The sequence below is a fragment of the uncultured Methylibium sp. genome (assembly GCF_902826655.1).
Taxonomy (GTDB): domain Bacteria; phylum Pseudomonadota; class Gammaproteobacteria; order Burkholderiales; family Burkholderiaceae_C; genus Methylibium.
The window spans coordinates 23,545-36,539 of record NZ_CADEFR010000013.1; the positions used below are offsets into that span (position 1 = coordinate 23,545).

Here is a 12,995-nt window from a genome sequence, read left to right on the forward strand (position 1 = left end):
CGCTCAGGCGTCGGCCATGCCGCTGGCCACGCGGCTGAAGCCGCCGTCGACGTAGGTGATCTCGGCCGTCACGCCGGCGGCCAGGTCGCTCAGCAGGAAGGCCGCGACGTTGCCCACATCGTCGACCGTCACGTTGCGGCGCAAGGGGGCGTTGTTCTCGACCACGTCGAGGATCTTGCCGAAGCCCTTGATACCCGAGGCCGCCAGCGTCTTGATCGGCCCGGCCGAGATGCCGTTCACCCGGATGCCCTTGGGGCCCAGGCTGCCGGCCAGGTAGCGCACGCCGGCCTCGAGCGAGGCCTTGGCCAGACCCATGGTGTTGTAGTTGGGCACCACGCGCTCCGAACCCAGGTAGGTCAGCGTCAGCAGCGCCGCCTTCTCGTTGAGGCGCGGCAGCGCCGCCTTGGCCATCGCCGGGAAGCTGTAGGCCGAGATGTCGTGGGCGATCCGGAAGCCCTCGCGCGACAGGCCGTCCAGGAAGTCGCCGGCGATCGCCTCGCGGGGGGCGAAGCCGATCGAGTGCACGAAGCCGTCGAAACGGGGCCAGGTCTGCCCGAGCGCATCGAACATGGCCTGGATCTGGGCGTCGTCGCCGACGTCGCAGTCGAAGATCAGCGTCGAGTCGAACTCCCGGGCGAAGTCGGTGATGCGCTCCTTGAAGCGCTCGCCGACGTAGCTGAAGGCCAGCTCGGCGCCTTCGCGCCGGCAGGCGCGGGCGATGCCATAGGCGATCGAGCGGTTGGACAGCAGCCCGGTGATCAGAAGGCGCTTGCCGGCGAGAAAGCCCATGGTGTCTCCGTCTGCGGGTGGGTTCTGGGGCTGGAAATTCTGGCACGCGGGGCCGCCGCCCCGGGCGCTTGACACCCTGCAGGCTTGCCGGTAAGGGTCAGTCCGGCTACAATGCGCGCTTCGCTAGACCAGAAATTGGGCAGGGGAATCCAGCCCTTTTTTTTTGCTTGAACCTTTCTGCAACCCGGGTCCGGGTCGCACACGGAGCAGCAGGACACCGATCGATGAATTGGCAGGCCGCCGTCGAGAAGACCGTCACCGGTCTCGGCTACGAACTGGTGGAGTGCGAGCGCGGCTCGCAGGGGCTGCTGCGCGTTTTCATCGACCGGCTGCCAGGCAAGACCTACCCGTCCGGCGGCGAGGACTTCGTGACGGTCGAGGATTGCGAGCTCGTCACACGGCAACTGCAGTATGTGCTCGAGGTCGAGGGCTGCGACTACACGCGCCTCGAGGTGTCGTCGCCGGGTCTGGACCGGCCGCTGAAGAAGGACGCCGACTACGGGCGCTTCCAGGGCGAGCGGATCGACCTGGTGCTGAAGCTGCCGTTCCAGGGCCGCAAGAAGTACCAGGGCGTGCTGGCCGGTGCCGGCGAAGGCTGGGAACTGCATTTCCACGATGGCAAGCAGGATCAGGTGCTGGGATTCAAGCTCGATGAGGTCCGCGAGGCTCGGCTGGTGCCCGTGCTGGACTTCAAGGGTCGCAAGGGCAGGGCTCCCGCCCCGGCCGCGCCCCAGGCAATCGGAGGTCAAGAACAATGAACCGTGAACTGTTGATGCTGGTGGATGCGATCGCACGCGAGAAGAGCGTCGAGCGCGAAGTGGTGTTCGAGGCCGTCGAGGCCGCGCTCGCGTCGGCCAGCAAGAAGCTGCACGGCGGCGAGGTCGAGATGCGCGTCTCGATCGATCGCGAGACCGGCAACTACGAGACCTTCCGCCGCTGGCACGTCGTGCCCAACGAGGCCGGCCTGCAACTGCCCGATTCCGAGAAGCTGCTGTTCGAGGCCCAGGAGGAGATCCCGGACATCGAGGTCGACGACTACATCGAAGAGCAGGTCGAGTCGGTGTCTATCGGCCGCATCGGCGCCCAGGCTGCCAAGCAGGTGATCCTGCAGAAGATCCGCGACGCCGAGCGCGAGCAGCTGCTCAACGACTTCCTGTCGCGCGGCGACAAGATCTTCGTCGGTACCGTCAAGCGCCTCGACAAGGGCGACCTGATCGTCGAGAGCGGTCGCGTCGAGGGCCGATTGCGCCGCAGCGAGATGATCGCCAAGGAGAACTTGCGCACCGGCGACCGCGTCCGCGCCTACATCCTGGAGGTCGACACGACCCAGCGCGGTCCGCAGATCATGCTGTCGCGCAGTGCGCCGGGCTTCATGATGGAGCTGTTCCGCCACGAGGTGCCCGAGATCGAGCAAGGCCTGCTCGAGATCAAGAGCTGTGCCCGCGACGCCGGCTCGCGCGCCAAGATCGCCGTGCTGTCCCACGACAAGCGCGTCGACCCGATCGGCACCTGCGTCGGTGTGCGCGGGTCGCGCGTCAACGCGGTCACCAACGAGCTCGCCGGCGAGCGCGTCGACATCGTGCTCTGGTCGGCCGACCCGGCGCAGTTCGTCATCGGCGCCCTCGCGCCGGCCAACGTGCAGTCGATCGTCGTCGACGAGGAGAAGCACGCGATGGACGTCGTGGTCGACGAGGAGAACCTCGCGATCGCGATCGGCCGCGGCGGCCAGAACGTGCGCCTCGCCTCCGAGCTGACCGGCTGGCGCATCAACATCATGAGCGCCGAGGAGTCGCAGGACAAGCAGGCCACCGAGACCGAGTCGATCCGCAAGGTGTTCGTCGAGAAGCTCGACGTCGACGTCGAGGTTGCCGACATCCTGATCGCCGAAGGCTTCACCAGCCTCGAGGAAGTGGCCTACGTGCCGCTGACCGAGATGCTGGAGATCGAGTCCTTCGACGAAGACACCGTCAACGAGCTGCGCACCCGCGCCAAGGACGCGCTGCTGACGATGGAGATCGCCAAGGAAGAGTCGCTCGACGGCGTCTCGCAGAACCTGCGCGACCTCGAAGGGCTGACGCCCGAGCTGATCGCCAAGCTGGCCGAAGGCGGCGTGCAGACCCGCGACGACCTGGCCGACCTGGCCGTCGACGAGCTGACCGAGCTGACCGGCATGGCCGAGGAGCAGGCCAAGGATCTGATCATGAAGGCCCGCGAGCACTGGTTCACCGCCTGAGCCGCCGTTCCTCAGACCCCAGACCGCCCCCTGCCAGGCCCCCGAGACCCACCAAGGACCACCCACAATGGCCGTGACCACCGTCGCACAATTGGCCGCCGAGCTCAACCGGCCGGCCGCGACGCTGCTCGAGCAGCTGCATTCCGCCGGCGTCGCCAAGGCGTCGAGCGACGACGCCCTGACCGAAGGCGACAAGGAGCGCCTGCTCGACTACCTGCGCAGCGCGCACGGCACCAGCGCCGGCGGCGAGCGCAAGAAGATCACGCTCACCAAGAAGTCGACCACCGAGATCAAGCAGGCCGATGCCTCCGGCAAGGCGCGCACGATCCAGGTCGAGGTGCGCAAGAAGCGTGTCTTCGTCAAGCGTGACGACACGCCGGCACCCGAGGAAGCCGCCCCGGCCGCGCCTGTGATCGACGAGGCCGAGCTCCGCAAGCGCGAGGAAGAAGCGAGCCGCCAGGCCGAGCTGCTGCGTCGCCAGGAAGAAGACCTGGCCGAGAAGCGCCGTGCCCGCGAGGCCCAGGAGCAGGCCGAACGCGACGCCGCCGAGCAGCGCCAGCGTGCCGCCGCCGAGCAGGCTGCGGCCGCGCTGGCCGCCGCCGCCGAAGTGCCGACCGGCAAGAAGGACAAGGCGGCCGCCGCGCCGGCTGCAGCCGCGGTGGTTCCGGCCGCTCCGGCAGAGCCGGTCAAGCCGGCGGTGCGCGTCGTCAAGGCCGCTGACATCGAGGCCGAAGAGAAGCTCAAGGCCGCCGAGCTCGCCAAGCGGCGCAAGGCGGCCGAAGACGAGGCCTCGGCGATCCGCGCGATGATGAACGCACCGAAGAAGGTGCTCGTCGCGAAGAAGCCCGAGGAACCGAAGCCGGCCGAAGGCATCAAGGGCACGATCCACAAGCCCACCGCCAAGCCGGGTGCCACGACGGCCCCGGGTGCTGCCAAGCCGGGCGACAAGAAGTCGGTCAAGTCCGAGAAGCTGTCGTCCAGCTGGGCCGATGACGCGGCCAAGAAGCGCGCGGCGCTCAAGGGCCGCCCCGACACCGGCGGCCGTGGCGGCTGGAAGGCGCCGCGCGGCGGTCGCCGCGGCGATCGCGGCGATGGCATGTCGTCCGCGCCGATCCAGGTCGAGGCGCAGGTCCACGAGGTGCACGTGCCCGAGACCATCTCGGTCGCCGACCTCGCGCACAAGATGAGCGTCAAGGCCTCCGAGGTCATCAAGCAGCTGATGAAGCTGGGCCAGATGGTCACGATCAACCAGCAGCTCGACCAGGAGACCGCGATGATCCTGGTCGAGGAGATGGGCCACAAGGCCTTTGCGGCCAAGCTCGACGACCCGGATGCCTTCCTCGAGGAGGAAGCCGCGGTATCCGAGGCCGAGATGCTGCCGCGCGCGCCGGTGGTCACCGTGATGGGCCACGTCGACCACGGCAAGACCTCGCTGCTGGACTACATCCGCACCACGCGCGTGGCGGCGGGCGAGGCCGGCGGAATCACGCAGCACATCGGGGCTTACCACGTGGAAACGCCGCGCGGCATGATCACCTTCCTCGACACGCCGGGCCACGAGGCCTTCACGGCCATGCGTGCCCGCGGCGCCAAGGCGACCGACCTGGTGATCCTGGTCGTGGCCGCCGACGACGGCGTCATGCCGCAGACCAAGGAAGCGATCCACCACGCCAAGGCGGCCGAGGTGCCGCTGGTCGTGGCCATCAACAAGATCGACAAGCCCGGCCACAACATCGAGCGCGTGCGCAGCGAGCTGATCGCCGAGCAGGTCGTGCCCGAGGACTTCGGCGGCGACTCGCCGTTCGTGCAGGTGTCGGCCAAGACCGGCCAGGGCATCGACGACCTGCTGGAGCAGGTCCTGCTGCAGGCCGAGGTGCTGGAGCTCAAGGCGCAGAAGGACGCGCCGGCCAAGGGCCTGGTCATCGAGGCGCAGCTGGACAAGGGCCGCGGCCCGGTGGCCACGGTGCTGGTGCAGAGCGGCACGCTCAAGCGCGGCGACGTGGTGCTGGCCGGCTCGACCTACGGTCGCGTGCGCGCGATGCTCGACGAGAACGGCAAGCCCGCCAACGAGGCCGGGCCTTCCATCCCGGTCGAGATCCAGGGCCTGACCGAGGTGCCGCAGGCCGGCGACGAGTTCATGGTGCTGGCCGACGAGCGGCGTGCGCGTGAGATCGCGACCTTCCGCTCGGGCAAGTACCGCGACGTGAAGCTGTCCAGGCAGCAGGCCGCCAAGCTCGAGAACATGTTCGAGAACATGGGCGAGGGCCAGGCGCAGACGCTGCCGCTCATCATCAAGGCCGACGTGCAGGGCTCGCAGGAGGCGCTGTCGGCGTCGCTGCTCAAGCTCAGCACGGCCGAGGTCAAGGTGCAGGTGGTGCACGCGGCGGTCGGCGGCATCAGCGAGAGCGACGTCAACCTGGCGATCGCGTCCAAGGCCGTCATCATCGGCTTCAACGTGCGTGCCGACGCCGGCGCGCGCAAGCTGGCCGAAGGCAACAGCGTCGACCTGCGCTACTACAACATCATCTACGACGCGGTCGACGAGATCAAGGCGGCGATGAGCGGCATGCTGGCGCCGGAGCAGAAGGAAGAACTGCTCGGCACCGCCGAGATCCGGCTGGTCTTCGTGGCCTCCAAGATCGGCACGGTGGCCGGCTCGATGGTCACCTCGGGCCTGGTGCGTCGCGGTGCGCGCTTCCGCCTGCTGCGCGACAACGTCGTCGTCTACAGCGGCGAGGTCGAGTCGGTGCGGCGCCTCAAGGACGACGTGCGCGAGGTCAAGGAAGGCTTCGAGTGCGGCATCAAGCTGAAGAACTACAACGAGATCAAGGAAGGCGACCAGCTCGAGTTCTTCGAGATCAAGGAAGTCGCCCGAACGCTGTAAGGCGGTCCTTGCTCATCCTCGAACAAGCCCCGCCCTCCGAAAGATGGCGGGGCTTGTCTTTGGAGGCGCCCCACGATGAAACACAAGCGAGTCATTCCCAACCGCAGCTTCCGCGTCGCCGACCAGATCCAGCGCGACGTCGCCGAGCTGATCCGCGAGCTGAAGGATCCGCGCGTCGGCATGGTGACGGTGCAGGCCGTCGAGGTGTCGGCGGACTACGCGCACGCGAAGGTGTTCTTCTCGGTGCTGATGGGCGACCCGGCCGAGTGCGAGACCGCGCTGAACGAGGCCGCCGGCTGGCTGCGCAACAGCCTCTTCAAGCGCCTGCAGATCCACACCGTGCCGACGCTGCATTTCCAGTTCGACCGCACCACCGAGCGGGCGGCCGACCTGAATGCACTCATCCATCAGGCCAACGCGACCCGCGCCAAGGAAGACTGAGCCTGTCATGTCCGCGAGCTCCCGTCCGCCGCGCCAGCCGCGCCGTGCCCTGCACGGCGTGCTGCTGCTCGACAAGCCGCTGGGCTGGTCGAGCAACGATGCGCTGCAGAAGGTCAAGGGAATGCTGCGCGCCGAGAAGGGCGGCCACACCGGGACGCTGGACCCGCTGGCCACCGGCCTGCTGCCGCTGTGCTTCGGCGCGGCGACCAAGTTCTCGCAGGCCAGCCTGGACGCCGACAAGACCTACCGTGCGACGCTGAAGCTCGGCGTCACGCGGGTCGGCGGCGACCTGGAAGGCGAGGTCCTCGAGACCCGGCCGGTCGCCTTCGACGATGCCGCACTGGCCGCTGCCTGCGCCGCGCTGACCGGCAGCATCGAGCAGCTGCCGCCGATGCAGTCGGCGCTCAAGCACGAAGGCCGCGCGCTGTACGAGTACGCCCGCGCCGGCGTCGAGGTCGAGCGCCTGCCGCGCCGCGTCCAGGTTCATCGGCTCGACATCGTCGGCCGGCAGGATGATGAACTGCAGATCGAGGTCTGCGTCAGCAAGGGCACCTACGTGCGCACCCTGGCCGAAGACCTGGGCGCCGCGCTCGGTTGCGGGGCGCACCTGATTGCCTTGCGCCGCACCGCCAGCGGGCCGGTCCGCGTGGACGACGCCATCACGATCGACGCCCTGCAGGCCCTCGAACCCGCCGAACGCGAATCGCGGCTGCTGCCGCCCGACGTGCTGCTGTCCGGCTGGCCTGCGGTCCAGCTGGCGACCGACGAGGCCGCGCGCTTCCTGACGGGCCTGCGCCGCCGCACCGAAGCCCGCGACTGCGCGGCCGTGCGCGTCTACGGCCCCGAGCCGCGCGCCTTCCTGGGCAGCGCCCACGTCAAGGGCGGCGAGCTGATCCCTGGCCGGCTGTTGAGCCCACCCGAGGTGCAGGCGCTGGTCGCCGTTGCACCGCCTCCGAATCCCGCATCCCCGCATCCCGTGAGCACGACATGACCACCGCAGACTCCGCCCGACAGATCCGCAACGTGGCGATCATCGCCCACGTCGACCACGGCAAGACCACCCTCGTCGACCAGCTGCTGCGCCAGAGCGGCACCTTCCGCGAGAACGAGAAGGTCGCCGAGCGCGTGATGGACAGCAACGACATCGAGAAGGAACGCGGCATCACGATCCTCTCGAAGAACTGCGCCGTCGAATGGAAGGGCACCCACGTCAACATCGTCGACACCCCCGGCCACGCCGACTTCGGCGGCGAGGTCGAGCGCGTGCTGTCGATGGTCGACTCGGTGCTGCTGCTGGTCGACGCGGTCGAGGGCCCGATGCCGCAGACGCGCTTCGTCACCAAGAAGGCGCTGGCGCTGGGCCTCAAGCCCATCGTCGTCGTCAACAAGGTCGACCGGCCCGGCGCGCGGCCGGACTACGTCATCAATGCCACCTTCGACCTGTTCGACAAGCTGCACGCGACCGAGCAGCAGCTCGACTTCCCGGTCATTTACGCCTCGGGCCTGAACGGCTGGGCGACGCTGACCCCGGGCGAGGTCGGCACCGACATGTCGCCGCTGTTCGATGCCGTGCTCAAGCACGTGCCGCCGCACGAGGGCGACCCCGAAGGTCCGTTGCAGCTGCAGATCTGCTCGCTCGACTACTCCACCTTCGTCGGGCGCATCGGCATCGGCCGCATCAACCAGGGCACACTCAAGCCGATGCAGGACGTGTCGGTCTTCTCGGGCGAGGACAGCATCCCCTTCAAGGCGCGCGTCAACCAGGTGCTCAAGTTCAACGGCCTCGAGCGCGTGCCGGCCACCGAGGCCGGCCCGGGCGACATCGTGCTGATCAACGGCATCGAGGACATCGGCATCGGCGTCACGCTGACCGACATCGACGATCCGGTGCCGCTGCCGATGCTGGAGGTCGACGAGCCGACGCTGACGATGAACTTCTGCGTCAACACCTCGCCGCTGGCGGGGCGCGAGGGCAAGTTCGTCACCAGCCGCCAGCTCTGGGACCGCCTGCAGAAGGAACTGCAGAGCAACGTCGCGCTGCGCGTGAAGGACACCGACGAGGACGGCATCTTCGAGGTCTCCGGCCGCGGCGAACTGCACCTGACGATCCTCCTGGAGAACATGCGCCGCGAGGGCTACGAGCTGGCCGTGTCGAAGCCGCGCGTGGTGTTCCACGAGGCCGACGGCGAGCGCCAGGAGCCGATGGAACTGGTCACCGCCGACGTCGAGGAAGGCCACCAGGGCGGCGTGATGCAGGCGCTCGGCCTGCGCAAGGCCGAGCTGGTGAACATGGAGCCCGACGGCATGGGCCGCGTGCGCCTCGAGTACCGCATCCCGGCGCGCGGCCTGATCGGCTTCAGCAACGAGTTCATGAACCTGACGCGCGGCACCGGGCTCATCAGCAACATCTTCGACGGCTACGAGGCCTACAAGGGCGAGATCGGCGGCCGCAAGAACGGCGTGCTGATCAGCATGGACGACGGCGAGATCGTGACCTACGCGCTCGGCAAGCTCGACGACCGCGGCCGCATGTTCGTCAAGGCCGGGGACCCGGTCTACGAGGGCATGATCGTCGGCATCCACAGCCGCGACAACGACCTGGTCGTCAACGCGGTGCGCCAGAAGCAGCTGACCAACTTCCGCGTCAGCGGCAAGGAAGACGCCATCAAGATCACGCCGCCGATCGAGCTGTCGCTCGAGTACGCGGTCGAGTTCATCGAGGACGACGAGCTGGTCGAGATCACGCCGAAGTCGATCCGCCTGCGCAAGCGCCACCTGAAGGAACACGACCGCAAGCGGGCGAGCCGCGACGCGGCATGAGCCGGCGCCGGGCCGCTGCATGACGCACGGGCGAGCCGTCGCCTCGATGATCCTGGTGACGCTCCTCTGGAGCATCGCCGGCGTCGTGACGCGGCATCTGGACGCCGCGCGCAGCTTCGAGGTGACGTTCTGGCGCAGTCTCTTCAATGCGCTGGCCCTGGCCGTCGCGCTGACCGCGATGCGCGGGCCGGCGTTGTGGCGCGGCCTGCTGCGGGCGCCGGGGCCGGTGTGGGTCTCGGGCCTGTGCTGGTCGGTGATGTTCACGGCCTTCATGGTCGCCATCACGCTGACGACGGTGGCCAATGTGCTGGTCACGATGGCGATCGGGCCGCTGATCACCGCACTGTTCGCGCGCCTCTTCCTGCACCACCGCCTGCCGGTGCGCACCTGGGTGGCCATCGCGGTCGGTGGCGCCGGCATCGCATGGATGTTCGGTCGCGAGGCCAGCGAAGGCCTGTCGGTCGTCGGCACGCTGGTCGCGCTCGCGGTGCCGCTGGCCGCAGCGACCAACTGGACGCTGCTGCAGCACATCGGCCACGGCTCCGGCGACCCGGACGGCGAGGGCGCCCCGCAGGACATGCTGCCCGCGGTGCTGATCGGTGCCGTGATCTCGGCGGCGACGACCCTGCCGCTGGCCTGGCCCTTCCAGGCCTCGACGCACGACCTGGGCCTGCTGGCGATGCTGGGCGTCGTCCAGCTCGCCATCCCCTGCCTGCTGGTCGTGCGCCTGACGCGCGAGCTGCCGGCGCCCGAGATCGCACTGCTGGGCCTGCTGGAAGTGGTGTTCGGTGTCGCCTGGGCCTGGCTCGGCGCCGGCGAGCATCCGGGCGCCAGCGCGCTGACCGGCGGTGCGCTGGTGCTGGGGGCGCTGGTGGCCAACGAACTGCTGGCGCTGAAGCGCCGACCCGAGGAGAACCTGCGCCCATGAGTCCCCGTCCGCTGCCGCCGCTGGTCGGCGACTCCCAGGTGCTGGCCGAGGTGCGCGGCACGATCGGCCTCGTCACCCTGAACCGCGCGGGTGCGCTGAACGCGCTGTCGCTGGGCATGATCCGCGACCTGACGGCGCTGCTGCGCCACTGGGCCGGCGACGCGGCGGTGCAGGCCGTCGTGGTGCGCGGCGCGGGCCGCGAGGGCAAGGCCCCGGCCTTCTGCGCCGGCGGCGACATCCGCTTCTTCCATCAGGCGGCGCTGGCCGGGGATCCGCGGCTGGAGGACTTCTTCACCGAGGAGTACGCCCTCAACCACCTGATCCACCGCTACCCCAAGCCCTACCTTGCGCTGATGGACGGCATCACGATGGGTGGCGGCATGGGCATCTCGCAGGGCGCGCGGCTGCGCGTCGTGACCGAGCACAGCAAGCTCGCGATGCCCGAGACCCACATCGGCCTCTTCCCCGACGTCGGCGGCGGCTGGTTCCTCGGCCGCTGCCCGGACCATGTGGGCGAGTACCTCGCACTGACCGGTCACGTGCTCGGCGCCGGCGACGCGATCGCGCTCGGTCTGGCCGACGTGATGCTGTCGTCGGGCGGCCTGCCGGCGCTGGTCGAGGCGCTGTGCGACCAGCCGCACGGCAGCGACGAGGCCTTGCTGGCCGCCGTCCGCGCGCGAGCCCAGGCCGCGCCGCCGGCCGCGCTGGACGCACATCGCACGGCCATCGACCGGCACTTCGCGCAGCGTGATGTGGCGGCGATCGCCGCATCGCTCGGGGCCGAAGACAGCGACTGGGCTCGCCACACGCTCGCCGCCCTGCGCCAGCGTTCGCCGCTGATGCTGGCCGTGACGCTGGAGCAGGTCCGCCGTGCGCGCACGATGAGCCTGCCCGAGGACCTGCGCATGGAGCGCGACCTGGTGCGCCACTGCTTTCACCTGCGGCCCGGTGTCGCGAGCGAGACAGTCGAGGGCATCCGTGCGCTGGCCGTCGACAAGGACCACGCGCCGCGCTGGAGTCCGGCGCGCATCGAGGACGTCGGCGCCGATCAGGTCGCGGCCTTCTTCGCGAGTCCCTGGCCGGCCCACGCTCACCCGCTGCGCGACCTGGGCTGACGGTTCCCGCGCGCTAGCGCAAACCCGCTGCATCGCGCCGCGCACCCGCGGCTAGCATGGTCCGGACCCAGGGGCCAGGAGGCGAAGCATGGTGCAGCAACTGAGCGGACTCGACGCGGCATTCCTCTATCTCGAGACGCCACAGATGCCCATGCACGTGGGCGCGCTGCACACCTTCAGCCTGCCGCCGGGCTATGCGGGGGACTTCGTCGCCGACGTGCGCCGTCACCTCCGCGAACGTGCACACCTCGCGCCGCCGCTGGGCCGCAAGCTGCTGCCGCTGCCGATGAACCTGGCGACGCCGGCGTGGACCGACGCCAGCGTCGACTTCGACTGGCACGTGATCGGCCTCAAGCTGCCGCGGCTGGCACGCGGCAGCACCGGCATGGCCGAAGCGCAGGCGCTGGTGTCCAGGCTGCACAGCCACCTGCTCGACCGCGACCGGCCGATGTGGCGATTTCACGTGCTCACCGGCTTCAAGCCGCTGCCCGACGGCTCGCCGGTGTTCGGCCTCTACACGCAGCTGCATCACGCCGCGGTCGACGGCCAGGCGGCGGTGGCGCTGGGGCAGGCCATCCTCGACCTCAGTGCCGACGGCCGCGCGATCAACATGCCGAGCGAGCGGCCGGCCAGCGTCGCCCTCGGCATGGCCGAACGCCTGGGCGGCGCGCTGGCCCACCAGATGAAGCAGATCGCCGACCTGGCGAAGGCGCTGCCGGGGACCGCCACCGCCGTCGGCAAGGCGGCGGGCCAGGTGGCCGCGAGCGGCGCCAAGGACGCGATGCTCGACGCCGCCAGGAAGGCCGCCAGCCGCTGGGTCGAGGTGCAGGACGCGAAGGGCCGCAAGCTGCAGGGCGGCATGCGCAACCTGAAGATCGCGCCGCGCACCGTCTTCAACGTCACCGTCGGCCGGCGCCGCGCGTTCGCCGCGGTCAGCCTGTCGATGGCCGAGCTGAAGGTCCTGCGTACGGCTTTCGAGGCGACGCTCAACGACGTCGTGCTGGCCGTGTGCAGCGGAGCCCTGCGGCGCTACCTGCAGGCGCGCAAGGCGCTGCCTAAGGAGTCGCTGATCGCCGCGGTGCCGATCTCGCTGCGCGCGGCGGGCGACACGTCCGCCAGCAACCAGGCCTCGATGTCGGTCGTGAGCCTGGGCACGCACCTGGCCGCGCCGGCCCGGCGCGTGGCGCACGTCAAGGCCGCGACCGCCGCGATGAAGTCGGCCCTGGTGGACCTGAAGAGCGTGATGCCGACCGACTTTCCGACGCTGGGCGTGCCCTGGCTGCTGACCGGCATGGTCTCGCTGTACGGCCGCACGCGGCTGGCCGACCGCATCCCCCCGATCGCCAACGTGACGATCTCCAACGTGCCGGGGCCGGCCGTGCCGCTCTACCTGGCCGGCGCCAAGATGCTGAGCAACCACCCGACCTCGATCGTCGTGCACGGCGTGGCGCTGAACATCACGGTGCAGAGCTACAACGGCGCGCTCGAGTTCGGCGCGATGGCCTGCGCCAAGGCCATGCCCGACGTCGCGCTGTTCGCGCAGGCACTGCACGAGAGCCATGCCGAGCTGCTGGCGCTGGCGCACAAGACGCTGGCCCGATCGGCGGCGAAGCAGGCCGCCACCAAGGCCACCAAGGCCACCAAGGCACCGGCCGGCAAGGTCGCGAAGAAGGCCGCCGCGAAGACCGTCAGGAAGACGCCAGCGAAGGTCGCTGCCAAGGCGCCGCTGCGCAAGCCGCGCGCCCCGGCAACCGCCTCTAGAACGGCCCGTTAGGATCGGGGCGT

The 12,995-nt window shown here is 69.6% G+C and carries 10 protein-coding genes; 9 read left to right on the forward strand and 1 reads right to left on the reverse strand.

Going from position 1 to position 12,995, the window contains the following annotated elements:
• Window positions 1-3: 3 nt before the first annotated feature.
• Window positions 4-789 (reverse strand): enoyl-ACP reductase FabI, encoded by a 786-nt coding sequence (gene fabI / locus QZV97_RS07905; RefSeq protein ID WP_295640911.1) that lies wholly within the window; start codon window positions 787-789, stop codon window positions 4-6.
• Window positions 790-1,013: 224 nt separating this feature from the next.
• On the opposite strand from fabI, the gene rimP reads away from it, so the two are divergent.
• The 9 genes from rimP to QZV97_RS07950 all read left to right on the forward strand — a co-directional run bounded on the left by rimP (window position 1,014) and on the right by QZV97_RS07950 (window position 12,984).
• Window positions 1,014-1,547: a ribosome maturation factor RimP gene (rimP, locus tag QZV97_RS07910; RefSeq protein ID WP_295640913.1), complete on the forward strand. Its 534-nt coding sequence runs from the start codon at window positions 1,014-1,016 to the stop codon at window positions 1,545-1,547.
• On the forward strand, window positions 1,544-3,022 hold the full coding sequence (nusA, locus tag QZV97_RS07915) for a transcription termination factor NusA (RefSeq protein WP_295640915.1): 1,479 nt from the start codon (window positions 1,544-1,546) through the stop codon (window positions 3,020-3,022). The genes rimP and nusA overlap by 4 nt, the downstream gene beginning before the upstream one ends.
• A gap of 67 nt (window positions 3,023-3,089) precedes the next feature.
• Window positions 3,090-5,906, forward strand: coding sequence for a translation initiation factor IF-2 (gene infB / locus QZV97_RS07920; RefSeq protein WP_295640917.1), 2,817 nt, complete (start codon window positions 3,090-3,092; stop codon window positions 5,904-5,906).
• A 75-nt stretch (window positions 5,907-5,981) separates the two neighbouring features.
• On the forward strand, window positions 5,982-6,347 hold the full coding sequence (gene rbfA / locus QZV97_RS07925) for a 30S ribosome-binding factor RbfA (protein WP_295640919.1): 366 nt from the start codon (window positions 5,982-5,984) through the stop codon (window positions 6,345-6,347).
• A gap of 7 nt (window positions 6,348-6,354) precedes the next feature.
• Window positions 6,355-7,338, forward strand: a complete 984-nt coding sequence (truB, locus tag QZV97_RS07930) for a tRNA pseudouridine(55) synthase TruB (RefSeq protein ID WP_295640921.1) — start codon at window positions 6,355-6,357, stop codon at window positions 7,336-7,338.
• Window positions 7,335-9,167 carry a translational GTPase TypA gene (gene typA / locus QZV97_RS07935; RefSeq protein WP_295640923.1) on the forward strand — a complete coding sequence of 611 codons (1,833 nt, stop codon included), beginning with the start codon at window positions 7,335-7,337 and terminating at the stop codon, window positions 9,165-9,167. The genes truB and typA overlap by 4 nt, the downstream gene beginning before the upstream one ends.
• Before the next feature lie 19 nt (window positions 9,168-9,186).
• On the forward strand, window positions 9,187-10,095 hold the full coding sequence (locus tag QZV97_RS07940) for an EamA family transporter (protein ID WP_295640925.1): 909 nt from the start codon (window positions 9,187-9,189) through the stop codon (window positions 10,093-10,095).
• Window positions 10,092-11,210 carry an enoyl-CoA hydratase/isomerase family protein gene (locus QZV97_RS07945; RefSeq protein WP_295640927.1) on the forward strand — a complete coding sequence of 373 codons (1,119 nt, stop codon included), beginning with the start codon at window positions 10,092-10,094 and terminating at the stop codon, window positions 11,208-11,210. The genes QZV97_RS07940 and QZV97_RS07945 overlap by 4 nt, the downstream gene beginning before the upstream one ends.
• Window positions 11,211-11,298: 88 nt before the next feature.
• Complete coding sequence (locus tag QZV97_RS07950) at window positions 11,299-12,984, forward strand: wax ester/triacylglycerol synthase family O-acyltransferase (protein WP_295640930.1); 1,686 nt, start codon at window positions 11,299-11,301, stop codon at window positions 12,982-12,984.
• Window positions 12,985-12,995: the final 11 nt, after the last annotated feature.